This is a genomic window from Escherichia sp. B1147, from assembly GCF_001660175.1.
Lineage (GTDB): Bacteria > Pseudomonadota > Gammaproteobacteria > Enterobacterales > Enterobacteriaceae > Escherichia > Escherichia whittamii.
Genome location: NZ_LFHY01000005.1, coordinates 149,417 through 172,872 on the forward strand (window position 1 = coordinate 149,417; position 23,456 = coordinate 172,872).

The following is a 23,456-nucleotide window of genomic DNA, read 5'->3' on the forward strand; positions in this document are numbered from 1 at the left end:
CCTGGCGCGTCTTATCCGGCTTACGGGATTGGACATGTAGGGCGGATAAGGCGTTCACGCCGCATCCGCCAATAAATAACAACTAACAGGGAGTAAAGGCGATGGGAATTAACGAAATCATCATGTACATCATGATGTTCTTTATGCTGATAGCTGCCGTAGACAGGATCCTGTCGCAGTTCGGCGGTTCTGCTCGTTTCCTCGGTAAGTTCGGTAAAAGTATCGAAGGAGCCGGCGGCCAGTTCGAGGAAGGTTTTATGGCAATGGGCGCTCTGGGGCTGGCGATGGTTGGTATGACCGCGCTGGCACCGGTACTGGCCCACGTACTCGGGCCGGTGATTATCCCCGTTTACGAAATGCTCGGCGCCAACCCGTCAATGTTCGCCGGAACGCTGCTGGCGTGCGATATGGGGGGCTTCTTCCTCGCCAAAGAGCTGGCGGGCGGCGATGTAGCAGCGTGGCTATACTCTGGGTTAATTCTCGGGTCGATGATGGGGCCAACGATTGTGTTTTCCATTCCGGTGGCGCTCGGCATTATCGAACCTTCTGACCGTCGTTACCTGGCGCTCGGTGTGCTGGCGGGCATTGTGACTATTCCAATTGGTTGTATTGCCGGTGGCCTGGTGGCGATGTATTCCGGCGTGCAGATCAACGGCCAACCGGTGGAATTCACCTTTGCGCTGATCCTGATGAACATGATCCCGGTACTTATCGTCGCGGTGCTGGTGGCGCTGGGGCTGAAATTCATCCCGGAAAAAATGATCAACGGCTTCCAGATCTTCGCCAAATTCCTCGTTGCATTAATCACCATTGGCCTTGCGGCCGCGGTAGTGAAATTCCTGCTTGGCTGGGAACTGATCCCCGGTCTGGATCCGATCTTCATGACCCCTGGCGATAAACCAGGCGAAGTGATGCGCGCCATAGAAGTGATCGGTTCGATCTCCTGTGTACTGTTGGGGGCGTATCCGATGGTGCTGCTGCTCACCCGCTGGTTTGAAAAACCGCTAATGAGCGTCGGTAAAGTGCTGAATATGAACAATATCGCGGCAGCAGGCATGGTGGCAACGCTTGCTAACAACATCCCGATGTTCGGCATGATGAAGCAGATGGATACCCGCGGCAAAGTCATCAACTGCGCCTTCGCCGTTTCTGCAGCCTTCGCCCTGGGCGACCACTTAGGCTTCGCGGCTGCCAACATGAACGCGATGATCTTCCCGATGATTGTCGGCAAGCTGATTGGCGGTGTAACGGCGATTGGCGTGGCGATGATGCTGGTGCCAAAAGAAGATGCGACTACGGCTAAAACCGAAGCGGAGGCGCAATCGTGAACACTCGCCAGCTACTGAGCGTCGGTATTGATATCGGCACCACCACCACCCAGGTGATCTTCTCCCACCTGGAGCTGGTTAACCGTGCTGCGGTGTCGCAGGTGCCGCGCTACGAATTTATCAAACGCGAAATTAGCTGGCAAAGCCCGGTGTTCTTTACTCCTGTCGACAAACAGGGCGGATTAAAAGAAGCGGAACTGAAAACCTTAATCCTCGAGCAATATCAGGCCGCAGGCATCGCGCCAGAAAGCGTCGATTCCGGCGCCATCATCATCACCGGCGAAAGCGCGAAAACCCGCAATGCCCGTCCGGCGGTAATGACGCTCTCCCAGTCGCTGGGCGATTTTGTGGTCGCCAGCGCCGGACCGCATCTCGAATCCGTGATTGCCGGTCACGGTGCCGGGGCGCAAACCCTCTCTGAACAACGGTTATGTCGGGTCCTGAATATCGACATCGGCGGCGGCACGGCGAACTACGCGCTGTTCGATGCCGGAAAAATCAGCGGAACTGCCTGCCTGAACGTCGGCGGGCGGCTGCTGGAAACCGACAGTCAGGGACGCGTGGTGTACGCCCATAAACCGGGACAGATGATTGTGGATGAGTGCTTCGGCGCAGACACCGACGTCCGTTTGCTGACAGGCGCGCAGCTGGTGCAGGTTACCCGACGGATGGCGGCGCTGATTGTCGAAGTGATTGACGGAACGCTCTCGCCGCTCGCGCAGGCATTGATGCAAACCGGTTTGCTGCCCGCAGGTGTTACGCCCGAAATCATTACGCTTTCTGGCGGTGTGGGCGAATGTTATCGCCACCAGCCTGCCGACCCGTTCTGTTTTGCCGATATTGGCCCGCTGCTTGCAACGGCGCTGCATGACCATCCGCGCCTGCGTGAGATGAACGTGCAGTTTCCGGCGCAAACCGTGCGCGCCACGGTAATTGGTGCGGGCGCGCATACCCTTTCGCTCTCTGGCAGCACTATCTGGCTGGAGGGCGTACAACTGCCGCTGCGCAATTTGCCAGTGGCGATCCCGATTGATGAAACGGATCTGGTGAATGCCTGGCAACAGGCGCTGATTCAGCTCGATCTGGATCCCAAAACTGATGCGTACGTGCTGGCGCTTCCCGCCTCGCTGCCTGTGCGTTACGCCGCGGTACTGACGGTCATCAACGCGCTGGTCGATTTCGTCGCGCGTTTTCCGAATCCGCATCCCCTGCTGGTGGTGGCCGGGCAGGACTTTGGTAAAGCTCTGGGCATGTTGTTGCGCCCACAGCTACAACAACTCCCGTTGGCAGTCATTGACGAAGTGATTGTCCGCGCGGGGGACTATATCGACATTGGTACGCCTCTTTTTGGCGGATCGGTTGTGCCGGTGACGGTGAAATCACTCGCATTTCCTTCTTGAGGGAACGACTTATGAAACTAAAGACCACATTGTTCGGCAATGTATATCAATTCAAGGATGTAAAAGAGGTGCTGGCAAAAGCCAACGAACTGCGTTCGGGGGATGTGCTGGCGGGCGTTGCAGCGGCAAGTTCGCAGGAGCGCGTGGCAGCCAAACAGGTGCTGTCGGAAATGACGGTGGCGGATATCCGCAATAACCCGGTGATTTCCTATGAAGAAGACTGCGTTACGCGCCTGATTCAGGACGACGTTAACGAAACGGCCTACAACCAGATTAAAAACTGGAGCATCAGCGAGCTGCGTGAGTACGTCCTGAGTGACGAAACCAGCGTGGATGACATTGCCTTTACCCGCAAAGGGCTGACCTCGGAAGTGGTCTCGGCGGTGGCGAAGATTTGCTCTAACGCGGATCTGATCTACGGCGCAAAGAAAATGCCAATTATCAAAAAGGCCAATACCACCATCGGTATTCCTGGCACCTTCAGCGCGCGTTTGCAGCCAAACGACACTCGTGACGATGTGCAGAGTATCGCCGCGCAAATCTATGAAGGGCTTTCCTTCGGGGTGGGCGATGCGGTGATCGGCGTTAACCCAGTGACGGACGACGTGGAAAACTTAAGCCGCGTGTTGGATACCATCTATGGCGTGATCGACAAGTTCAACATTCCGACTCAGGGCTGCGTACTGGCGCACGTCACCACCCAGATTGAAGCGATTCGTCGCGGCGCACCGGGCGGGCTGATTTTCCAGAGTATTTGCGGCAGCGAAAAAGGGCTGAAAGAGTTTGGCGTGGAGCTGGCGATGCTCGACGAAGCGCGCGCAGTGGGCGCGGAGTTCAACCGTATTGCCGGGGAAAACTGCCTCTACTTCGAAACAGGACAAGGTTCTGCGCTCTCCGCTGGCGCGAACTTCGGCGCTGACCAGGTGACGATGGAAGCACGTAATTATGGGCTGGCGCGTCATTACGATCCGTTTATCGTCAACACCGTGGTCGGCTTTATTGGGCCGGAGTATCTCTACAACGACCGGCAGATTATCCGCGCGGGTCTGGAAGATCACTTCATGGGCAAGCTGAGTGGCATCTCGATGGGCTGTGACTGCTGCTACACCAACCACGCAGATGCTGACCAGAACCTCAACGAAAACCTGATGATTTTGCTCGCCACCGCAGGCTGCAACTACATCATGGGCATGCCGCTCGGCGATGACATCATGCTCAACTACCAGACCACGGCGTTCCACGACACCGCTACTGTGCGTCAGTTACTCAACCTGCGCCCGTCACCGGAGTTTGAACGCTGGCTGGAAAGCATGGGCATTATGGCAAACGGTCGCCTGACCAAACGGGCGGGCGATCCGTCACTGTTCTTCTGATGACGCGGAGATAACACATCATGGATCAAAAACAGATTGAAGAAATTGTACGCAGCGTGATGGCGTCAATGGGACAAGCGGCCCCCGCGCCGTCAGAAGCAAAATGCGCCACCACAACCTGTGCGGCACCGGTGACCTCTGAAAGCTGCACGCTGGATTTAGGTTCCGCTGAAGCAAAAGCGTGGATTGGCGTAGAAAATCCGCATCGCGCAGACGTATTAACAGAACTGCGCCGTAGTACTGTGGCCCGCGTGTGTACCGGTCGTGCCGGTCCGCGTCCGCGTACCCAGGCGCTGTTGCGTTTCCTGGCCGATCACTCTCGTTCGAAAGACACCGTACTGAAAGAAGTGCCGGAAGAGTGGGTAAAAGCCCAGGGCCTGCTGGAAGTCCGCTCTGAAATTAGCGACAAAAATCTCTACCTGACTCGCCCGGATATGGGCCGCCGCCTGTGTGCAGAAGCTGTTGAAGCGCTGAAAGCGCAGTGTGTCGCCAATCCGGACGTGCAGGTCGTTATTTCCGATGGCTTGTCTACTGACGCTATTACCGTGAACTACGAAGAGATCCTGCCGCCGCTGATGGCGGGCCTGAAACAGGCCGGGCTGAAAGTCGGCACACCGTTCTTTGTTCGATATGGGCGCGTGAAGATTGAAGATCAGATTGGTGAGATCCTCGGCGCGAAAGTGGTGATCCTGCTGGTGGGTGAACGTCCGGGGCTGGGGCAGTCAGAAAGCCTCTCCTGCTACGCCGTTTACTCGCCGCGTATGGCAACCACCGTTGAGGCCGATCGCACCTGTATCTCTAACATTCACCAGGGCGGCACACCGCCGGTTGAAGCCGCAGCAGTCATTGTGGATTTGGCGAAACGTATGCTGGAGCAGAAAGCATCCGGCATCAACATGACCCGTTAAGGAGGCATCATGCCAGCTTTAGATTTGATTCGACCGTCGGTCACCGCCATGCGGGTGATTGCCTCCGTTAACGCCGATTTTGCGCGTGAACTGAAATTACTGCCGCATATTCGTAGCCTCGGTCTGATTTCAGCCGACTCCGATGACGTAACCTACATTGCGGCTGACGAAGCGACCAAACAGGCGATGGTGGAAGTGGTTTATGGCCGCTCGCTGTATGCGGGAGCGGCGCACGGTCCGTCACCGACTGCCGGTGAAGTGTTGATTATGCTTGGTGGGCCAAACCCGGCGGAAGTGCGTGCCGGTCTGGATGCAATGGTTGCGCATATTGAAAATGGCGCGGCGTTCCAGTGGGCCAACGATGCGCAAGATACGGCATTCCTCGCACATGTGGTTTCGCGTACCGGTTCTTATCTCTCATCAACCGCCGGGATCACACTTGGCGATCCGATGGCGTATCTGGTGGCGCCGCCGCTGGAAGCGACCTACGGCATTGATGCAGCGTTAAAATCTGCCGACGTGCAGCTGGTGACCTATGTACCACCGCCGTCAGAAACCAACTACTCGGCGGCATTTTTAACCGGTAGCCAGGCAGCGTGTAAAGCGGCCTGTAACGCCTTTACTGATGCTGTGCTGGAAATCGCGCGTAATCCAATCCAGCGTGCGTAACGGAGGTTGCCGATGATCAATGCACTGGGATTGCTGGAAGTGGACGGCATGGTCGCCGCAATCGATGCGGCAGATGCCATGCTGAAAGCGGCCAACGTGCGCCTGCTCAGTCATGAAGTGCTTGACCCTGGTAGGTTGACGCTGGTGGTGGAAGGCGATCTGGCGGCGTGTCGTGCGGCGCTGGACGCAGGTTGTGCTGCTGCGATGCGTACCGGGCGTGTAATCAGCCGTAAGGAAATCGGTCGGCCAGATGATGACACCCAGTGGCTGATTGGCGGCTTTAAACGCCAGCCGAAGCAACCTGTGAAGGAGCCGGAAAAGGAAGCTGACGCGCCAGCGATCGTCGCGGAATCTGCCGACGAGTTGTTGGCGCTGTTAACATCAGTACGTCAGGGAATGACGGCAGGAGAAGTCGCTGCCCACTTTGGCTGGCCGTTGGATAAAGCCAGAAATGCGCTGGAACAGTTCTTTTCTGCCGGGACGTTACGTAAACGCAGTAGTCGTTATCGTCTTAAGCCCCATTAACCTGTCGGAGGTGCCGGGCGTTATGTAACGCCCGGCATTAACATCATGAAAAAGACCCGTACAGCCAATTTGCACCATCTTTATCATGAACCCTTACCCGAAAACCTGAAGCTCACGCCGAAGGTTGAAGTGGATAATGTTCATCAACGACAGACAACGGATGTTTATGAACATGCATTGACAATTACCGCCTGGCAGCAGATTTACGATCAGCTGCATCCGGGCAAGTTTCATGGTGAATTTACGGAAATCCTGCTTGATGATATTCAGGTTTTCCGTGAATACACCGGTCTGGCGCTGCGTCAGTCGTGTCTGGTCTGGCCGAACTCGTTCTGGTTTGGTATTCCGGCGACGCGCGGTGAACAGGGATTTATTGGATCGCAATGTCTGGGAAGCGCAGAAATTGCCACGCGCCCTGGCGGCACCGAGTTCGAATTAAGTACGCCTGACGATTACACGATCCTTGGCGTAGTGCTTTCTGAAGATGTCATTACCCGGCAGGCTAACTTTTTGCATAACCCGGAAAGGGTGCTGCATATGTTACGTAACCAGTCGGCGCTGGAAGTGAAAGAGCAGCATAAAGCCGCGCTGTGGGGCTTTGTCCAACAGGCGCTGGCGACATTTTGCGAGAACCCGGAGAATTTGCATCAGCCTGCGGTGCGTAAAGTGCTTGGCGATAACTTGCTGCTGGCGATGGGGACGATGCTGGAAGAAGCGCAGCCAATGGTGACGGCGGAAAGCATTAGTCATCAGAGTTACCGTCGTTTGCTTTTCCGCGCCCGTGAATATGTGCTGGAAAACATGTCCGAACCGGTAACAGTGCTGGATTTGTGCAATCAACTGCATGTCAGCCGCCGCACCTTACAAAACGCGTTTCACGCTATTTTAGGCATTGGCCCGAACGCGTGGCTGAAACGCATCCGTCTGAACGCCGTACGTCGCGAACTGATAAGCCCGTGGTCGCAGAGCACAACGGTAAAAGACGCCGCCATGCAGTGGGGATTCTGGCATTTGGGGCAATTTGCCACGGATTATCAGCAACTGTTTGCCGAAAAACCGTCACTGACGTTGCATCAGCGGATGCAGGAATTGGGGGGAGGTTGAGGGCCGGATGGGGAGGGTGTTTGATCCGGCCAATAGTGAAGTTACAAATTATATTGAGCTGCTAAGTTTTTTATTGCCCGACGGGATATGCGATAAACAAACCGGCAATTGTCAAAATACATGCCAACAAAAATATCAAAATACGATTTACGCGCTTTCGCGAAATTTCAAATAAATAACAAAATAATGTTGTTACCACGATTACTACCGGGATAGTCATAAAATTAATAACGATGAGTGCTATCAACCCGAAACTTGCTCCACCACCATGGGGAATAAAAATGTGCTCTTCAAAATAAATTTCCAGGGCAAATGCCAGCACGCACCCCAGAAAACTCATATCCAGATGAGGGTACCATTTACTTTCTTTATGTGATGTGTCTGACATTTTTAATCGCTTCCTTTGTCGCTCGCAATAAATAATGCCTACGATTGCTGATAAGACGTCGCTGTTGTCCGGCACTCCGAGCAGATGAATGCGTAAATTATCCCTTCGCTGTATTGTTCAATATCGGCATAATCCAGTTGCGCAAGAAACGTCATTGAGCGGGAGCATTCCGGGCAGTGAGGATATTTCGCGTCCTGAATCCAGGTTGGATGCCCGCCAATTTGCGAGAAAGAAACAGGTAAAAATTGGTCTGCGGCAAATAACGGTGGTCGAAGGTTTCCCCGTCTCATGCTGTTTATCGGTAGCCGACGCCATTCAGATACATCATCCGGCAGCCAGGCCGGTGGGATATTTTTTGCAGACAAATGAGCGTTACCCAGTGAGTCCATGTAGCCGAAAACGGTGCTGTAGGCGGTGCAACATTCACAAGTCACGACGCGAAACTTGCCGTTATCGCTAAGGCCAATTGCTTTCAGGTCAACGTCGAAAAGATTCGTCAGGGGCAATGCGCAATTTGGACAGGTATCGCTGCGTTCATCTGCTACACGCAAAGCTTCGCAAGACCCGGTGCTTTTCATTTCCAGATGAAAACATTGAGGAAAATAGAGATTACGCCTTTGCCCTTCAGCGGTTAGCTCCCAACCGGCCTCAAACGCATATTCTTCAGGCGCGATGTAAAGTGAACTGCGCCACGGCGGCGGGCTATGACGCCAGCGGGCAAAACGCTCAACGACAACATCATCTCCAATCCATGCCAGACATTGCAGAATACAATTTCTGTTGTCTGCATCATCCTCAACCCGTTCTAGTAGCGTATCGCGAATATCCGTGGGGGCGCGGTGGAAAGGCATGTAAGAATCACTATCCAAATCATCGTAAGAGATCCATTCTCTGAAATACGCATCCAGATTTGCCTGGGTAAATGCCGCCAGACAAAGCCAAATCTCCTGAGCGAGCTTATATTCACCAGATGCAAAGCGTTCTGTGGCGTAATCAGCCATCTGCTGCGCTTGATCGGCGGTCAGTTGTTGATACAGGACATTGGTGGGAACGGGGCAGGGAGTCCAGTCGATTAACGCATTGAATTTTCTCGGCTGGTGAACTAATTTCAGCATGGCAACCGGATCGCTTAACCCTGCAAACGCATTCACGATCTTTTTGTTTTTCCTGATATATTCATCGTGCTCGCGCTGCTGTTGGGCCTGAACGCAGGGCATGCAAAACCCACCGGTGCGCGCCGCGGTTTGTGGCAGAATGGTTGATGTACAAGCGGGGCTTTTACAGGGAATACGGTCAGTCATTGGGGCGTTCCTTGCATTAATTAATCCATATTAATAATTGTGTCTTCTGGCAGCTTGTAAATAACATTCAACTGCCAGGAGTAAAATAAATTAAACCCAATCCCTGACCTTAATAAACTCACTCAACGCCGCTTCCGGACTGTCTTCTTCCGGCTGATAATCGTACTCCCAGCGTACCAGCGGTGGCATTGACATCAGGATTGATTCAGTGCGCCCGCCGGTTTGTAAGCCAAACAGCGTGCCGCGATCCCAGACCAGGTTGAACTCGACATAACGACCGCGACGGTAGAGCTGGAAATTACGCTCGCGCTCGCCGTATTCCATCGCTTTACGTCGCTCAACAATCGGCAAGTATGCGTCGGTGTAGCCTTTGCCTACCGCCTGCATAAAGGCGAAACAGTGGTCGAAGTCTGGCGTGTTCAGGTCATCAAAGAACAGCCCGCCAATGCCGCGCTGCTCGTTACGATGTTTGAGGTAGAAGTAATCGTCGCACCACTTTTTGTAGCGTGGATAAACATCTTCGCCAAACGGCTGGCACAGGTCGCGGGCGGTGCGGTGCCAGTGAATGGCATCTTCTTCAAAGCCATAGAAAGGGGTTAAATCGAAGCCGCCGCCAAACCACCAGACGGGAGCGGTACCCGGTTTTTCGGCAATAAAAAAGCGCACATTGGCGTGGCTGGTGGGAACATACGGATTATGCGGATGCACCACCAAAGAAACGCCCATCGCCTCGAAACTGCGCCCGGCAAGTTCCGGGCGATGAGCGGTGGCGGAAGCGGGCATTGCGTCGCCGTGGACGTGAGAAAAGTTGACGCCCGCCTGTTCGAAAACACCGCCATTACGCAACACCCGACTACGCCCACCGCCACCAGCTTCGCGTTGCCAGCTATCTTCGACAAACTCTGCGCCATCTACGGCGGCCAGTTGCTGGCAAATTGTATCCTGAAGGTCGAGGAGGAACTGTCTAACCTGGTGTGCGTCGGGTTTCATAACTTACCGCTTTTTCGAGTGTGCTTTCTGGTTGTCAAACCAGTGGAAATAACTGATCACGCCTTCAGCAATCGCTGTGGCGATTTTCTGACGAAACGCCGCCGTGCCTAACAGCCGTTCTTCTTCCGGGTTGGTGATAAACGAAGTTTCCACCAGCACCGAAGGAACAGACGGTGATTTCAACACCACAAATGCCGCTTGTTCGGTGTTGCGGCTGTGTAGTTTATGCACCGGCTTAATCTTCTTTAGAATGTGCGAGCCGAGTGTCAGACTATTTTTAATGGTATCTGTTTGCACCAGATCAAACAGCACTTGTTGTAATAGGTGATCCCTGTCGGTCGCCTTTTTCCCGGCGACTTCATCAGCACGGTTTTCGCGTTCCGACAAATATTTTGCCATCGCGCTACTTGCGCCACGGTTAGAGAGGGCAAAGACCGATGCACCAGCGGCTTTTGGGTTGGTAAAGCCGTCGGCGTGAATTGACATAAACAGGTCAGCGCCATGTTTATGGGCGATTTCAACGCGATCGTACAGTGGAATAAACGTATCGCCAGAACGCGTCAGCCGCGCATCAATGCCATGATTGCGCAATATGGAACGGACATTTTTGGCAATCGCCAGCACTACGTGTTTTTCTTTCGACCCGTTGCGGCCAATCGCCCCGGTATCAATTCCGCCGTGGCCTGGATCGAGAACGACTATTCGCTTACCTCCGGCTTTTTTGGCTTTAGGCTTACTGTGTCCGTTGCTGGTTTTTAAAGGTTCTTCTTTGGCGATGGCTTGTGACATTCCTGACAACGTCAGGGCAGCTAATCCGGCTTTCAGCACCTGGCGGCGCGAAGTGAGTGTTTTTAGTGGTTTAAAAGTGCTCATACGGCCTGAGTTGTAATAATGAAGTTCCAGATGTTATATCGTATCGCGTAATCCGTTACGACGGTTTGCTGGTGAGAATTGTTTTACTTTTCATTTCAATAAATGACAACGTGCCATTATGCCACTTTTTCAACCGATTTTCGTCAGATATTGGCTAATTCAACCGTTCACGCCATAATCACCCTTTTAACCCCCAAAAAGGTAACCAATACCATGGAGATACGCGTATTTCGCCAGGAAGATTTCGAAGAGGTCATCACCCTTTGGGAGCGTTGCGACTTGCTGCGTCCGTGGAACGATCCGGAAATGGACATCGAGCGCAAGATGAACCATGACGTCAGTTTGTTCCTGGTCGCGGAAGTGAACGGTGAAGTGGTGGGAACGGTGATGGGCGGTTATGACGGGCATCGTGGGTCTGCTTATTATCTTGGCGTGCATCCGGAGTTTCGCGGGCGCGGCATTGCTAACGCGTTGCTTAATCGGCTGGAGAAAAAGCTAATTGCCCGCGGCTGCCCGAAAATTCAGATCAACGTGCCGGAAGATAACGACATGGTGCTTGGGATGTATGAACGTCTGGGATATGAACACGCTGATGTGCTGAATCTGGGCAAGCGTTTGATTGAAGATGAAGAGTACTGAGTTTCATCCTGTCCATTACGATGCGCACGGACGCCTGCGTTTACCTTTCCTCTTCTGGTGTGTGTTATTACTACAGGCGCGGACCTGGGGGCTGTTTGTGATTGCCGGTGCGTCGCGTGAGCAGGGAACTGCGTTGCTGAATCTGTTTTATCCCGATCACGATAATTTCTGGCTGGGGTTGATTCCTGGCATTCCGGCGGTGCTGGCGTTTTTGTTGAGCGGTCGGCGGGCTACGTTTCCCCGTTTTTGGCATGGGCTCTATTTTGTGTTGCTGTTGGCACAGCTCGTTTTACTTTGCTGGCAGCCGTGGCTGTGGCTGAATGGGGAATCAGTGAGCGGTATCGGCCTGGCGCTGGTGGTGGCGGATATTGTGGCGTTAATCTGGCTTTTGACCAACCGACGTTTACGCGCCTGTTTTAATGAAGAAAAAGAATAACGCAGAGGCGCGCTTTGTTTATGCCGGATGCGGCGTGAACGGCTTATTCGGTCTACAAATTTTGCAAATTCAATATATTGCAGGAAAGAGTAGGCCTGATAAGCGTAGCGCATCAGGCAATTTTGTGTTTGCCATCAGCCTCTAACGGCACTTTTTTGCAAATTCGCACTCCAAGCAACGTTATTGAATAACCAAAGGAAGTGACATGAAATCGCTGCGTTTATTGTTATGCGCTATGCCGTTGATGCTGACCGGCTGTTCCACTATGTCGTCAGTTAACTGGTCTGCCGCTAATCCGTGGAACTGGTTTGGTTCATCTACCAAAGTGAGCGAGCAGGGCGTGGGTGAATTAACGGCGTCCACACCATTACAAGAACAAGCTATTGCCGATGCGCTTGATGGTGATTATCGCCTGCGCAGCGGAATGAAAACCGCTAACGGTAATGTAGTGCGCTTTTTTGAAGTGATGAAAGGCGACAGCGTGGCGATGGTCATCAATGGTGATCAAGGTACAATCAGCCGCATTGACGTTTCAGATAGCAATATTCCTGCTGACACCGGTGTTAAAATCGGTACACCGTTTAGCGACCTTTACAGCAAAGCATTTGGCAATTGTCAAAAAGCCGACGGTGATGATGATCGTGCTGTCGAATGTAAAGCTGAAGGCAGTCAACATATTAGCTACCAGTTCAGCGGGGAATGGAGTGGTCCTGAAGGGCTAATGCCTTCGGATGATACCCTGAAAAACTGGAAAGTCAGTAAAATTATCTGGCGACGTTAATTTGCGTCTGAGCAAACCGCTAATCATAAAAAACACGTAAAATAGCGCCCAACAATGCCACGGATTGCGTGGCATTCTTATTTTCAGGAGGAACAATGTCTCAGGTTCAGAGTGGCATTTTGCCAGAACATTGCCGCGCGGCGATTTGGATTGAAGCCAACGTTAAAGGGGAAGTTGACGCCCTGCGTGCGGCCAGTAAAACATTTGCCGACAAACTGGCAACTTTTGAAGCGAAATTCCCTGACGCGCATCTTGGTGCGGTGGTTGCCTTTGGTAACAACACCTGGCGTGCTCTGAGCGGCGGCGTTGGTGCCGAAGAGCTGAAAGATTTTCCGGGCTACGGCAAAGGTCTTGCGCCGACTACTCAGTTCGATGTGTTAATCCACATTCTTTCTCTGCGTCATGACGTAAACTTCTCTGTCGCCCAGGCGGCGATGGAAGCTTTCGGCGACTGCATTGAAGTGAAAGAAGAGATCCACGGCTTCCGTTGGGTGGAAGAGCGTGACCTGAGCGGCTTTGTTGACGGTACGGAAAACCCGGCAGGTGAAGAGACGCGTCGCGAAGTGGCGGTCATTAAAGACGGCGTGGATGCAGGTGGCAGCTATGTGTTTGTGCAGCGCTGGGAACACAACCTGAAGCAACTCAACCGTATGAGTGTTCACGACCAGGAGATGATGATCGGCCGTACCAAAGAAGCTAACGAAGAGATTGATGGCGACGAACGTCCGGAAACCTCTCACCTGACTCGTGTTGATCTGAAAGAAGATGGCAAAGGGCTGAAGATTGTTCGCCAGAGCTTGCCGTACGGCACCGCCAGCGGCACGCACGGTCTGTACTTCTGTGCTTATTGCGCACGTCTGCATAACATTGAGCAGCAACTGCTGAGTATGTTTGGCGACACCGATGGCAAACGTGACGCAATGTTGCGTTTCACCAAACCAGTCACTGGCGGCTATTACTTCGCGCCGTCGCTGGACAAGCTGATGGCGCTGTAAGCGTTTCTGATTCAATGATTAAAGGCCAGCCAGTAACACAACTGACTGGCCTTTTTACTACTTCTGCTTTAACGCCGCATATACCTGATCAACCACCCAACCATAAGTTGCAATCGGTAACTGACCGCTTTCGAACATATTGGGATTTTTTTGTGGATCGGCAACTGGCGAATGTGGCTTGTTGCTTAACATCACAATCGCCATATGATTCACCGGATCGATAACGGTCACCGTCCCGGTCCAGCCCGTGTGACCGTAGGTTTGCGGGCTTGCCAGCGAGCCAAATGTTGGTGTCATGGTGGCATTACCATTCACGCGCCAGCCGAGGCCAAAAGTGGCATCTTCCTTTGAACTGGTGGTGAACATCTTCACTGTTTCTGCACTGAACAGCTGCACATCGCCATAGCCACCGCCGTTCAGCATCGTTTGCATCAACACCGCAATATCGTCGGTATTGGAAAATAAACCTGCATGCCCGGAAACGCCGCCCATCGAATAAAAGGCTTTTTCATCGTGCACCTGACCCCAGAGAGTGGTGGTGCGGATATTCGGGAAGTGGATCACGCCATCGCGGGTATTGCCGTTCAGTTCCGTCGCGGCAATTTGCTGCGGTTTAAAGCCTTTCAGTAGCGGATTAAACACGGTGTGCGTCAGACCGAGCGGGCGATAAATCGACTCTTCAACATAGCGGTCAAGCGGTTGGCCAGTCACTGACTCGACGATAAATCCGAGCAGCATATAATCGACATCGCTGTAGATATGCTTGCTACCGGGCTGATACTCCAGCGGCGTGCGTTTAATCATCTCCAGCGTCTGGCCTTTATCCTGGGAATATAACGCGCCCGCGACGGCTTTATTCGGGTATTGCGGGTCTGCCGGGAAACCGCCGCTGTGATGCAGCAGGTCGGCGAGCCGCAGCGTGTTTTTGCCTTTAATCGTATCGCTCGGGCTATCGGCAAACCCGGGAATATATTTCGCAATCAGATCGTCAGGATGCAACTTGCCTTCGCTCATCAGCTTTTGCAGGGCGAAGTTAGTGGCGTACATTTTTGTGTTTGAGGCCAGGTCATACAGCGTATCGGTAGTGGCTTTTACAGGCTGCGCCATCAACACGCTGCCATCGTACTTTTTCGCCGCGCCCCAGGCTTTGCGATACACAATCTGATTATCTTTAATAATCAGCAGGTTTACTCCTGGGTAACCGGCATTCACCTGCTGGTTAATCCAGTTCTCCATCTGGTTAAGCCGCTCGACGTTGAATCCTGCTTTCTCTGGCGAACTTTCTGTCAGAACAGGGAATTCTGCGGCGCTGACGCTACAGCTGACAGCCAGCAGAGAAAGATAGAGCATTGTCCGTTTCATAATCAGTCCAGATTGACGTTACGGCAGCCAAAGAGTGTGGTGAAAATAAACCCACTAATCCATGCCACCAGAATCCCACCTGCATATACCGCCATTGCCGGAAGGATACCTTGAGCGGAAGTCATCAGCGGCAGCGCCACCAGACCAGACGGCCCAAAGGCGCTGTTTAAGCCCATTGGTAGACCCCACCAGGCTATCAGACCGATAAACAAACCGCCCGCTGCGCCGCCTAAACAGGCGGTAACAAACGGTTTCATGCGGGGCAGGGTGACGCCGTAAATCAGCGGTTCGCCAACGCCCAGCAGACCGGGAATAATCGCCCCACGTACCTGACTGCGTAATGCGCTATGCGGTTGCGCCCGCCAGTAGAGTGCCAGCGCCGCGCCCACCTGGCCCGCGCCCGCCATCGAAAGGATGGGAAATAAGCTGTTGAATCCCTGGCTGTCCATTAAAGCCAGATAAACAGGAATAAAGCCCTGATGCACGCCAAACACCACGGCAATCAGGAATAGCCCGGCCAATACTGCACAACCGAGCGGATTACTGTTCAGGTGCATAAACAGCCACGACATACCTTCGAATAACCAGCCGCCCAGCGGCATAATGATCAAATACGCCAGCGTAGCGGTGATCAGCAGAGTGATTAACGAGGTCAACAGCATGTCGAGATCGTCCGGCATAAAGCGGCGCACCATGCCTTCAATGCGGGCGCAGGCCCAGGCGGCAATCAACACGCCGATAATATTGCCGCGTGGATCGATGGGCAGACCGAAGAAATCATGAAAACCGGCGTAGTAACCGGTGGTGGCAGTAGGGTTATAACCAAGTAAAAAGAGCGCGGCGATAATTGCGCCATTTACGCCCGTGCCGCCGAACGCCTGCGCCGCGTTATAGCCAACCAGAATTACCAGGAAGGTGAACAAGCCTTTGCTGAACACCTTCATAAAATTCAGCGCGTCGGGCAGCATTCCCTGAGCATCTGCCGGAACGTGTATCACCGTGGCGATTAGTGTCGCTATCCCCAGCAACAGACCCGCAGCAATAAAACCGGGGATCAGCGGCGTAAAGATGGTGGCGAATTTGGCGAGAAATTGTTGTACGCCGGAAGTTTGTTTGGCTTTTAACTGACGTTTGTTCTGGGCGGCGATTTCTGCAGCATCCTGCACGGGCGCTTCACCCAGCAACTCGCTCATGGCTTTTGCGGCACGATGCGCTTTGCCTGGCCCAAAAACGACCTGTACCTGATCGCTGGTCAAAATGACGCCCTTTACGCCTTCCAGGGTTTTGATATCGGGATCAACCAGTGAACTGTCATGTACACCCAGACGCAGGCGCGTCATACAGTTACCACAACTGGCGATGTTTCCCGGGCCACCGACCCGGGTAAGAATGGTATTCAGAAGTTCACTGCTGATCTCTTTAGCCATGGGTTAATCCTTTTCCAGAGCCTTTCGAATAAAGCCGCCGTGTTGATCCAGGCGTTTTTTAGCTTCAGTGGCATCGAGATTTTTCAGCACCATCACAATGGCCGTTTTACAGTGGCGGTCGCAGGCAACCAATGCCGCTTCCGCTTGCTCCGCGCTACATCCGGTGGCGTTTTTGACGATATTGACCTGGCGCACATGCAGTTTTTCGTTGGTGGCGACCACATCAACCATCAGATTGCCGAACACTTTACCTGACTTAATCATCAGCCCGGTGGAGAGCATATTGAGCACCAGTTTCTGCGCCGTACCTGCTTTCATTCGCGAAGAACCGGTAACCACTTCGGCACCAACAACCGGTGTAATAGCAAACTCTGCGGTAGTGGAAACAGCACTCCCCGGATTACAGGAAATTCCCACTGTGCGGCAGCCCAACTGGCGTGCGTATTCCAGCCCGGCAATCACGTACGGTGTACGACCGCTGGCGGCAATACCGACCACCACATCCTGTGCCGTTAAATTGATAATTTTCAGATCGTTAACACCGCCTTCTCGGCTATCTTCTGCGCCTTCCACTGCATGCTGAATGGCATATTCGCCGCCAGCAATCAAACCCACCACCAGATCCGGTTTCACGCCGTAGGTCGGCGGACATTCACTGGCATCAAGAATACCCAGGCGACCAGAGGTTCCCGCACCGATGTAAATCAGACGGCCGCCGCCGCTCACCTGGGCATGAATAACATCGATCGCCGCTGCGATATCCGGCAGTACGCGTTCAACGGCGAGTGGTACGGTTTTATCTTCATCGTTGATAATCCGGCACATTTCCAGCGTCGAAACACGGTCAATTTCAGCCGAGGCGGCGTTCGAGCCTTCGGTAATCATCTTTTCAAGTTGCATCAGTGGTGACCTTAGTATTCACAATCAAATAATTGCAGATTGATGGAATCATATATCTCGATTTGCTAGTTTTAAAGGAATCATTGAGTCTGAAATCGCAGAGTGTGAAGAGCGTCAAAGGGCAAAAACCGTGTGCTATGCTGCGCGCAGAATGTGGTGAGGGAGTGGAAGATGTTGTACCTGACAAAATTACGCAATGCAGAAAGTGACTTTACTGAAAATGAGCAAAAAATAGCCGACTTTTTGCAAGCCAGGGTGAGCGAACTGAAATCCGTTTCTTCACGAAATATGGCGAAACAGCTCGGTATTAGCCAGTCGAGTATTGTGAAGTTCGCTCAGAAACTCGGCGCGCAAGGTTTTACCGAATTGCGTATGGCGTTAATTGGCGAATATAGCGCCAGCCGGGAGAAGAAAAACGCCACGGCGTTGCATTTGCACAGTTCGATTACCAGTGATGATTCGCTGGAAGTGATAGCGCGTAAATTGAATCGCGAAAAAGAGCTGGCGCTGGAGCAGACCTGCGCGTTGCTCGATTACACGCGACTGCAAAAAATCATTGAGGTCATCAGTAAAGCGCCATTTATTCAGATAACCGGTTTGGGCGGATCGGCGCTGGTGGGGCGCGATCTCTCATTCAAACTGATGAAAATTGGTTATCGCGTGGCCTGTGAGGCCGACACGCACGTACAAGCCACGGTTTCCCAGGCGCTGAAAAAAGGCGATGTACAAATTGCTATCTCTTACAGTGGCAGTAAAAAAGAGATTGTCTTGTGCGCAGAAGCGGCACGAAAGCAGGGGGCAACGGTGATTGCCATTACTTCTCTGACTGACTCTCCGCTGCGGCGGCTGGCGCATTTCACGATCGATACCGTTTCCGGCGAAACCGAATGGCGTAGCTCGTCAATGTCTACCCGCACAGCGCAAAATTCTGTTACCGATTTACTGTTTGTTGGCCTGGTGCAACTCAATGATGTGGAGTCGTTGAAAATGATTGAGCGCAGTAGTGAGCTGACACAACGGTTAAAGTGATGCATAAAGCAGCAACTGGATTGAGATTTTCCTTAATTAGTGAGCTGATACGCAGCAATATTTTGTTTATCCTGTATTTTCAGAGGTAATGGAGTGTAACGCTCTGTATTAACAAGGAGAGCATTAAAATGGGTAAACTCACGGGCAAGACAGCACTGATTACAGGCGCATTGCAGGGAATTGGCGAAGGAATTGCCAGAACTTTTGCACGTCATGGCGCGAACCTAATCTTGCTGGATATCTCCCCTGAGATTGAAAAGCTAGCGGACGAACTGTGTGGTCGCGGTCATCGTTGTACGGCGGTTGTTGCCGATGTTCGTGACCCGGCGTCGGTCGCCGCAGCTATCAAACGCGCAAAGGAAAAAGAAGGGCGCATTGATATTCTGGTGAATAACGCAGGCGTTTGTCGTCTGGGCAGTTTCCTCGATATGAGCGATGAAGATCGCGATTTCCATATTGATATCAATATTAAAGGCGTATGGAACGTCACGAAGGCGGTGCTGCCGGAGATGATTGCCCGCAAAGATGGCCGCATTGTGATGATGTCTTCAGTCACTGGCGATATGGTGGCCGATCCGGGCGAAACGGCGTATGCCTTAACGAAAGCGGCGATCGTCGGTTTGACTAAATCGCTGGCGGTGGAGTACGCGCAATCCGGTATTCGCGTAAATGCGATTTGTCCGGGCTATGTTCGTACGCCAATGGCGGAAAGTATTGCCCGCCAGTCGAATCCGGAAGATCCAGAATCGGTGCTGACGGAAATGGCGAAAGCAATCCCGCTGCGTCGCCTTGCCGATCCGCTGGAAGTGGGCGAACTGGCTGCCTTCCTCGCATCCGATGAATCCAGCTATTTAACCGGTACTCAGAATGTGATTGATGGCGGCAGCACGTTGCCGGAAACGGTTAGCGTCGGCATCTGATTCACCTCTGTTTCCTCCCTGCATGGGTGGGGAGGATTTCGTTTTGAACCCGGTTCTTATTCCCTTTTCAACTTCCAAATCACCAAACGGTATATAAAACCGTTACTCCTTTCACGTCCGTTATAAATATGATGGCTATTAGAAAGTCATTAAATATATAAGGGTGCGCAATGGCCGTTAACTTACTGAAAAAGAACTCTCTCGCGCTGGTCGCTTCTCTGCTGCTGGCGGGCCACGTGCAGGCAACGGAACTGCTGAACAGTTCTTATGACGTCTCCCGCGAGCTGTTTGCTGCCCTGAACCCGCCGTTTGAGCAACAATGGGCAAAAGATAACGGCGGCGACAAACTGACGATAAAACAATCTCATGCCGGGTCATCAAAACAGGCGCTGGCAATTTTGCAGGGCTTAAAAGCAGACGTTGTCACTTATAACCAGGTGACCGACGTGCAGATCCTGCACGATAAAGGCAAGCTGATCCCGGCGGACTGGCAGTCGCGCCTGCCGAATAACAGCTCGCCGTTTTACTCCACCATGGGCTTCCTGGTGCGTAAGGGCAATCCGAAGAATATCCACGACTGGAACGATCTGGTGCGCTCCGACGTGAAGCTGATTTTCCCGAACCCGAAAACGTCTGGTAACGCGCGTTACACTTATTTAGCCGCGTGGGGTGCAGCGGACAAAGCTGACGGTGGCGATAAAGCCAAAACCGAACAGTTTATGACTCAGTTTCTGAAAAACGTTGAAGTGTTCGATACTGGCGGACGTGGCGCGACCACCACCTTTGCCGAGCGCGGTCTGGGCGATGTGCTGATTAGCTTCGAATCGGAAGTGAACAACATCCGTAAACAGTATGAAGCGCAAGGCTTCGAAGTGGTGATTCCGAAAACCAATATTCTGGCGGAATTCCCGGTGGCGTGGGTGGATAAAAACGTGCAGGCCAACGGTACGGAAAAAGCAGCAAAAGCCTACCTGAACTGGCTCTACAGCCCACAGGCGCAGACCATCATCACCGACTATTACTACCGCGTAAATAACCCGGAAGTCATGGCCAAACTGAAAGATAAATTCCCGCAGACCGAGTTGTTCCGTGTGGAAGACAAGTTTGGCTCCTGGCCGGAAGTGATGAAAACTCACTTCACCAGCGGTGGCGAGTTAGACAAGCTGTTAGCGGCGGGGCGTAACTGATGTTTGCCGTCGCCTCCAGACGCGTGCTGCCGGGCTTTACCTTAAGCCTTGGCACTAGTCTGCTGTTTGTGTGCCTGATTTTGCTGCTGCCGCTCTCCGCGCTGGTGATGCAGCTCTCTGAGATGAGCTGGACACAGTACTGGGAAGTGATCACCAACCCGCAGGTGGTGGCGGCCTATAAAGTGACGCTGCTGTCGGCGTTTGTCGCATCGATTTTTAACGGCGTTTTCGGCCTGCTGATGGCGTGGATCTTAACCCGTTATCGCTTTCCGGGTCGCACGTTGCTTGATGCGCTGATGGATTTACCGTTTGCACTGCCGACGGCTGTCGCTGGTTTGACGCTGGCCTCGCTCTTTTCCGTAAACGGTTTTTACGGTGAATGGCTGGCGAAGTTTGATATCAAAGTCACCTACACCTGGCTTGGGATTGCGGTGGCGATGGCCTTTACCAGCATTCCGTTTGTGGTGCGTACCGTGCAGCCGGTGCTGGAAGAGTTAGGCCCGGAATATGAAGAAGCGGCGGAAACGCTCGGCGCCACGCGCTGGCAGAGTTTCTGCAAAGTGGTGCTGCCGGAACTTTCTCCGGCGCTGGTGGCGGGCGTGGCGCTGTCGTTTACCCGTAGTCTTGGAGAGTTTGGCGCGGTGATTTTTATCGCCGGGAACATCGCCTGGAAAACAGAAGTGACGTCGCTGATGATTTTCGTTCGCTTACAGGAGTTTGATTACCCGGCGGCGAGCGCAATTGCCTCGGTGATCCTCGCGGCATCACTGCTGCTGCTGTTCTCAATTAACACTCTGCAAAGTCGCTTTGGTCGGCGTGTGGTAGGTCATTAATGGCGGAAGTTACCCAATTGAAGCGTTATGACGCGCGCCCGATTAACTGGGGCAAATGGTTTCTGATTGGCATCGGGATGCTGGTTTCGGCGTTCATCCTGCTGGTGCCGATGATTTATATCTTCGTGCAGGCGTTCAGCAAAGGGCTGATGCCGGTATTACAGAATCTGGCCGATCCGGACATGCTGCACGCCATCTGGCTGACGGTGATGATTGCGCTAATTGCCGTACCGGTAAACCTGGTGTTTGGCATTCTGTTGGCGTGGCTGGTGACGCGTTTTGATTTTCCGGGACGTCAGTTGCTGCTGACGCTGCTGGATATTCCGTTTGCTGTTTCACCGGTAGTTGCTGGTCTGGTTTATCTGCTGTTCTACGGCTCTAACGGCCCGCTGGGCGGTTGGCTCGACGAGCATAACCTGCAAATTATGTTCTCGTGGCCGGGGATGGTGCTGGTGACGATTTTTGTCACCTGCCCGTTTGTGGTGCGCGAACTGGTTCCGGTGATGTTAAGCCAGGGCAGCCAGGAAGACGAAGCGGCGATTTTGCTCGGTGCATCCGGCTGGCAGATGTTCCGTCGCGTCACATTGCCGAATATTCGCTGGGCGCTGCTTTATGGCGTGGTGCTGACCAACGCCCGCGCGATTGGCGAGTTTGGCGCGGTGTCGGTAGTTTCCGGCTCGATTCGCGGAGAAACCCTGTCGCTGCCATTACAAATTGAATTGCTGGAGCAGGACTACAACACCGTCGGCTCCTTTACCGCCGCTGCGTTGTTGACGCTGATGGCGATTATCACCCTGTTTTTAAAGAGTATGTTGCAGTGGCGCCTGGAAAATCAGGAAAAACGCGCGCAGCAGGAGGAACATCATGAGCATTGAGATTGCCAGGATTAAGAAGTCTTTTGGTCGCACCCAGGTGCTGAACGATATCTCACTGGATATTCCTTCTGGTCAGATGGTCGCGTTACTGGGGCCGTCCGGTTCCGGGAAAACCACGCTGCTGCGCATTATTGCCGGGCTGGAGCATCAAACCAGCGGGCATATCCGTTTTCATGGCACGGATGTTAGCCGCCTACATGCGCGCGATCGTAAAGTCGGTTTCGTGTTCCAGCACTACGCGCTGTTCCGCCATATGACGGTATTCGACAATATCTCCTTTGGCCTGACGGTGCTGCCGCGTCGCGAGCGCCCGAATGCGGCGGCGATCAAAGCGAAAGTGACAAAATTGCTGGAAATGGTCCAGCTTGCCCATCTGGCGGATCGTTATCCGGCGCAGCTTTCCGGCGGGCAGAAACAGCGTGTGGCGCTGGCGCGTGCGCTGGCTGTAGAACCGCAAATTCTGCTGCTCGATGAACCGTTTGGTGCACTGGATGCGCAGGTGCGTAAAGAACTGCGTCGCTGGCTGCGTCAGCTGCATGAAGAACTGAAATTTACCAGCGTATTTGTCACCCACGACCAGGAAGAGGCGATGGAAGTCGCCAACCGCGTAGTGGTGATGAGCCAGGGCAATATCGAACAGGCCGATGAACCGGATCAGGTATGGCGAGAACCAGCGACCCGTTTTGTGCTCGAATTTATGGGCGAAGTGAACCGTCTGCGTGGCACCATTCGCGGCGGGCAGTTCCACGTTGGCGCACATCGCTGGCCGCTGGGCTACACGCCTGCGTACCAGGGGCCGGTGGATCTCTTCCTGCGCCCGTGGGAAGTGGATATCAGCCGCCGCACCAGCCTTGAATCGCCACTGCCGGTCCAGGTACTGGAAGCCAGCCCGAAAGGCCACTACACCCAATTAGTGGTGCAGCCGCTGGGGTGGTATGAAGACCCGCTGACCGTGGTGATGCGCGGGGATGACGCGCCAGTGCGCGGCGATCGTTTGTTCGTCGGGCTGCAACATGCGCGACTGTATAACGGCGACGAGCGTATTGAAACCCGCGATGAGGAACTTGCTCTCGCGCAAAGCGCCTGATAGGTTGAGTGAATGTTAAACGCCCGGAGGCGCTTCCCGCGATCCGGGCTTTTTAATGGCAAGGTTTTGTAACCTGTAGGCCTGATAAGACGCGTCAGCGTCGCATCAGGCAACACCACGTATGGG

At 53.4% G+C, this 23,456-nt stretch carries 24 protein-coding genes; 17 read left to right on the forward strand and 7 right to left on the reverse strand.

From position 1 onward, the window contains the following. Positions 1–101 precede the first annotated feature (101 nt). The 7 genes from eutH to eutR are packed head-to-tail and all read left to right on the forward strand — an operon-like array spanning position 102 to position 7,307. Positions 102–1,328, forward strand: coding sequence for an ethanolamine utilization protein EutH (gene eutH / locus A9180_RS03845; RefSeq protein ID WP_064526307.1), 1,227 nt, complete (start codon positions 102–104; stop codon positions 1,326–1,328). Beyond that, positions 1,325–2,728 (forward strand): ethanolamine ammonia-lyase reactivating factor EutA, encoded by a 1,404-nt coding sequence (gene eutA / locus A9180_RS03850; protein ID WP_064526310.1) that lies wholly within the window; start codon positions 1,325–1,327, stop codon positions 2,726–2,728. Before eutH ends, eutA begins: the two co-directional genes overlap by 4 nt. 11 nt (positions 2,729–2,739) lie before the next feature. Continuing rightward, positions 2,740–4,101: an ethanolamine ammonia-lyase subunit alpha gene (gene eutB / locus A9180_RS03855; RefSeq protein ID WP_064526312.1), complete on the forward strand. Its 1,362-nt coding sequence runs from the start codon at positions 2,740–2,742 to the stop codon at positions 4,099–4,101. 20 nt (positions 4,102–4,121) lie between these two features. After that, entirely contained in the window at positions 4,122–5,009 is an 888-nt protein-coding gene (eutC, locus tag A9180_RS03860) for an ethanolamine ammonia-lyase subunit beta (RefSeq protein ID WP_064526314.1), read from the forward strand. 9 nt (positions 5,010–5,018) lie between these two features. Next, complete coding sequence (gene eutL, locus A9180_RS03865) at positions 5,019–5,678, forward strand: ethanolamine utilization microcompartment protein EutL (protein ID WP_064526316.1); 660 nt, start codon at positions 5,019–5,021, stop codon at positions 5,676–5,678. Positions 5,679–5,690: 12 nt separating this feature from the next. After that, positions 5,691–6,203: an ethanolamine utilization microcompartment protein EutK gene (gene eutK / locus A9180_RS03870; RefSeq protein WP_064526318.1), complete on the forward strand. Its 513-nt coding sequence runs from the start codon at positions 5,691–5,693 to the stop codon at positions 6,201–6,203. A gap of 45 nt (positions 6,204–6,248) precedes the next feature. Then, positions 6,249–7,307 carry an HTH-type transcriptional regulator EutR gene (gene eutR / locus A9180_RS03875; RefSeq protein WP_064526319.1) on the forward strand — a complete coding sequence of 353 codons (1,059 nt, stop codon included), beginning with the start codon at positions 6,249–6,251 and terminating at the stop codon, positions 7,305–7,307. 70 nt (positions 7,308–7,377) lie between these two features. Here eutR and A9180_RS03880 read toward each other — a convergent pair whose 3' ends face one another. From A9180_RS03880 to amiA, 4 genes are all read right to left on the reverse strand, one after another. After that, on the reverse strand, positions 7,378–7,695 hold the full coding sequence (locus tag A9180_RS03880) for a hypothetical protein (RefSeq protein ID WP_064526321.1): 318 nt from the start codon (positions 7,693–7,695) through the stop codon (positions 7,378–7,380). 38 nt (positions 7,696–7,733) lie between these two features. Further along, a complete protein-coding gene (locus tag A9180_RS03885; protein WP_064526323.1) occupies positions 7,734–8,996 on the reverse strand; it encodes a DUF1963 domain-containing protein in 1,263 nt (420 codons plus the stop codon). A gap of 90 nt (positions 8,997–9,086) precedes the next feature. Further along, on the reverse strand, positions 9,087–9,986 hold the full coding sequence (gene hemF / locus A9180_RS03890; protein ID WP_064526325.1) for an oxygen-dependent coproporphyrinogen oxidase: 900 nt from the start codon (positions 9,984–9,986) through the stop codon (positions 9,087–9,089). 3 nt (positions 9,987–9,989) lie between these two features. After that, positions 9,990–10,859 (reverse strand): N-acetylmuramoyl-L-alanine amidase AmiA, encoded by an 870-nt coding sequence (gene amiA, locus A9180_RS03895; protein ID WP_064526327.1) that lies wholly within the window; start codon positions 10,857–10,859, stop codon positions 9,990–9,992. Positions 10,860–11,072: 213 nt separating this feature from the next. On the opposite strand from amiA, the gene A9180_RS03900 reads away from it, so the two are divergent. From A9180_RS03900 to yfeX, 4 genes are all read left to right on the forward strand, one after another. Then, positions 11,073–11,498, forward strand: coding sequence for a GNAT family acetyltransferase (locus A9180_RS03900; RefSeq protein ID WP_064526329.1), 426 nt, complete (start codon positions 11,073–11,075; stop codon positions 11,496–11,498). After that, positions 11,485–11,934, forward strand: coding sequence for a DUF2919 domain-containing protein (locus A9180_RS03905; protein WP_064526331.1), 450 nt, complete (start codon positions 11,485–11,487; stop codon positions 11,932–11,934). The genes A9180_RS03900 and A9180_RS03905 overlap by 14 nt, the downstream gene beginning before the upstream one ends. A 205-nt stretch (positions 11,935–12,139) precedes the next feature. Then, positions 12,140–12,715, forward strand: coding sequence for an RpoE-regulated lipoprotein (locus A9180_RS03910; protein WP_064526333.1), 576 nt, complete (start codon positions 12,140–12,142; stop codon positions 12,713–12,715). Positions 12,716–12,810: 95 nt separating this feature from the next. Continuing rightward, a complete protein-coding gene (yfeX, locus tag A9180_RS03915; RefSeq protein WP_000084590.1) occupies positions 12,811–13,710 on the forward strand; it encodes a porphyrinogen peroxidase in 900 nt (299 codons plus the stop codon). A 57-nt stretch (positions 13,711–13,767) separates the two neighbouring features. On the opposite strand, the gene pbp4b is transcribed toward yfeX, so the two are convergent. Genes pbp4b through murQ form a run of 3 tightly spaced genes read right to left on the reverse strand, consistent with a single transcriptional unit; the run spans position 13,768 to position 17,399 of the window. Next, positions 13,768–15,072, reverse strand: coding sequence for a penicillin binding protein PBP4B (pbp4b, locus tag A9180_RS03920; protein WP_064526335.1), 1,305 nt, complete (start codon positions 15,070–15,072; stop codon positions 13,768–13,770). A 2-nt stretch (positions 15,073–15,074) separates the two neighbouring features. Continuing rightward, positions 15,075–16,499, reverse strand: coding sequence for a PTS N-acetylmuramic acid transporter subunit IIBC (gene murP / locus A9180_RS03925; protein ID WP_064526337.1), 1,425 nt, complete (start codon positions 16,497–16,499; stop codon positions 15,075–15,077). Positions 16,500–16,502: 3 nt separating this feature from the next. Next, positions 16,503–17,399: an N-acetylmuramic acid 6-phosphate etherase gene (gene murQ / locus A9180_RS03930; RefSeq protein ID WP_064526339.1), complete on the reverse strand. Its 897-nt coding sequence runs from the start codon at positions 17,397–17,399 to the stop codon at positions 16,503–16,505. Positions 17,400–17,570: 171 nt separating this feature from the next. Here murQ and murR point away from each other — a divergent pair, with 171 nt between their 5' ends. The 6 genes from murR to cysA all read left to right on the forward strand — a co-directional run bounded on the left by murR (position 17,571) and on the right by cysA (position 23,330). Further along, on the forward strand, positions 17,571–18,428 hold the full coding sequence (murR, locus tag A9180_RS03935) for an HTH-type transcriptional regulator MurR (RefSeq protein WP_064526341.1): 858 nt from the start codon (positions 17,571–17,573) through the stop codon (positions 18,426–18,428). A gap of 128 nt (positions 18,429–18,556) precedes the next feature. Beyond that, on the forward strand, positions 18,557–19,348 hold the full coding sequence (gene ucpA, locus A9180_RS03940) for an SDR family oxidoreductase UcpA (protein WP_000517442.1): 792 nt from the start codon (positions 18,557–18,559) through the stop codon (positions 19,346–19,348). Positions 19,349–19,518: 170 nt separating this feature from the next. After that, positions 19,519–20,535, forward strand: a complete 1,017-nt coding sequence (gene cysP / locus A9180_RS03945) for a thiosulfate/sulfate ABC transporter substrate-binding protein CysP (RefSeq protein ID WP_064526343.1) — start codon at positions 19,519–19,521, stop codon at positions 20,533–20,535. Beyond that, a complete protein-coding gene (cysT, locus tag A9180_RS03950; RefSeq protein ID WP_064526345.1) occupies positions 20,535–21,368 on the forward strand; it encodes a sulfate/thiosulfate ABC transporter permease CysT in 834 nt (277 codons plus the stop codon). The genes cysP and cysT overlap by 1 nt, the downstream gene beginning before the upstream one ends. After that, positions 21,368–22,243: a sulfate/thiosulfate ABC transporter permease CysW gene (cysW, locus tag A9180_RS03955; RefSeq protein ID WP_064526347.1), complete on the forward strand. Its 876-nt coding sequence runs from the start codon at positions 21,368–21,370 to the stop codon at positions 22,241–22,243. The genes cysT and cysW overlap by 1 nt, the downstream gene beginning before the upstream one ends. After that, on the forward strand, positions 22,233–23,330 hold the full coding sequence (cysA, locus tag A9180_RS03960) for a sulfate/thiosulfate ABC transporter ATP-binding protein CysA (protein WP_064526349.1): 1,098 nt from the start codon (positions 22,233–22,235) through the stop codon (positions 23,328–23,330). The genes cysW and cysA overlap by 11 nt, the downstream gene beginning before the upstream one ends. Positions 23,331–23,456 lie beyond the last annotated feature (126 nt).

What these genes read in the sequence shown, in the direction of transcription:
- murQ (WP_064526339.1), bottom strand. Translation starts at nt 17,399, where the DNA reads ATGCAACTTGAAAAGATGATTACCGAAGGCTCGAACGCCGCCTCGGCT.
- eutH (WP_064526307.1), top strand. Translation starts at nt 102, where the DNA reads ATGGGAATTAACGAAATCATCATGTACATCATGATGTTCTTTATGCTG.
- ucpA (WP_000517442.1), top strand. Translation starts at nt 18,557, where the DNA reads ATGGGTAAACTCACGGGCAAGACAGCACTGATTACAGGCGCATTGCAG.
- eutL (WP_064526316.1), top strand. Translation starts at nt 5,019, where the DNA reads ATGCCAGCTTTAGATTTGATTCGACCGTCGGTCACCGCCATGCGGGTG.
- cysA (WP_064526349.1), top strand. Translation starts at nt 22,233, where the DNA reads ATGAGCATTGAGATTGCCAGGATTAAGAAGTCTTTTGGTCGCACCCAG.
- eutK (WP_064526318.1), top strand. Translation starts at nt 5,691, where the DNA reads ATGATCAATGCACTGGGATTGCTGGAAGTGGACGGCATGGTCGCCGCA.
- pbp4b (WP_064526335.1), bottom strand. Translation starts at nt 15,072, where the DNA reads ATGAAACGGACAATGCTCTATCTTTCTCTGCTGGCTGTCAGCTGTAGC.
- yfeX (WP_000084590.1), top strand. Translation starts at nt 12,811, where the DNA reads ATGTCTCAGGTTCAGAGTGGCATTTTGCCAGAACATTGCCGCGCGGCG.
- cysW (WP_064526347.1), top strand. Translation starts at nt 21,368, where the DNA reads ATGGCGGAAGTTACCCAATTGAAGCGTTATGACGCGCGCCCGATTAAC.
- cysT (WP_064526345.1), top strand. Translation starts at nt 20,535, where the DNA reads ATGTTTGCCGTCGCCTCCAGACGCGTGCTGCCGGGCTTTACCTTAAGC.
- A9180_RS03885 (WP_064526323.1), bottom strand. Translation starts at nt 8,996, where the DNA reads ATGACTGACCGTATTCCCTGTAAAAGCCCCGCTTGTACATCAACCATT.
- eutR (WP_064526319.1), top strand. Translation starts at nt 6,249, where the DNA reads ATGAAAAAGACCCGTACAGCCAATTTGCACCATCTTTATCATGAACCC.
- A9180_RS03910 (WP_064526333.1), top strand. Translation starts at nt 12,140, where the DNA reads ATGAAATCGCTGCGTTTATTGTTATGCGCTATGCCGTTGATGCTGACC.
- cysP (WP_064526343.1), top strand. Translation starts at nt 19,519, where the DNA reads ATGGCCGTTAACTTACTGAAAAAGAACTCTCTCGCGCTGGTCGCTTCT.
- eutB (WP_064526312.1), top strand. Translation starts at nt 2,740, where the DNA reads ATGAAACTAAAGACCACATTGTTCGGCAATGTATATCAATTCAAGGAT.
- A9180_RS03905 (WP_064526331.1), top strand. Translation starts at nt 11,485, where the DNA reads ATGAAGAGTACTGAGTTTCATCCTGTCCATTACGATGCGCACGGACGC.
- amiA (WP_064526327.1), bottom strand. Translation starts at nt 10,859, where the DNA reads ATGAGCACTTTTAAACCACTAAAAACACTCACTTCGCGCCGCCAGGTG.
- A9180_RS03900 (WP_064526329.1), top strand. Translation starts at nt 11,073, where the DNA reads ATGGAGATACGCGTATTTCGCCAGGAAGATTTCGAAGAGGTCATCACC.
- eutC (WP_064526314.1), top strand. Translation starts at nt 4,122, where the DNA reads ATGGATCAAAAACAGATTGAAGAAATTGTACGCAGCGTGATGGCGTCA.
- A9180_RS03880 (WP_064526321.1), bottom strand. Translation starts at nt 7,695, where the DNA reads ATGTCAGACACATCACATAAAGAAAGTAAATGGTACCCTCATCTGGAT.
- murR (WP_064526341.1), top strand. Translation starts at nt 17,571, where the DNA reads ATGTTGTACCTGACAAAATTACGCAATGCAGAAAGTGACTTTACTGAA.
- murP (WP_064526337.1), bottom strand. Translation starts at nt 16,499, where the DNA reads ATGGCTAAAGAGATCAGCAGTGAACTTCTGAATACCATTCTTACCCGG.
- hemF (WP_064526325.1), bottom strand. Translation starts at nt 9,986, where the DNA reads ATGAAACCCGACGCACACCAGGTTAGACAGTTCCTCCTCGACCTTCAG.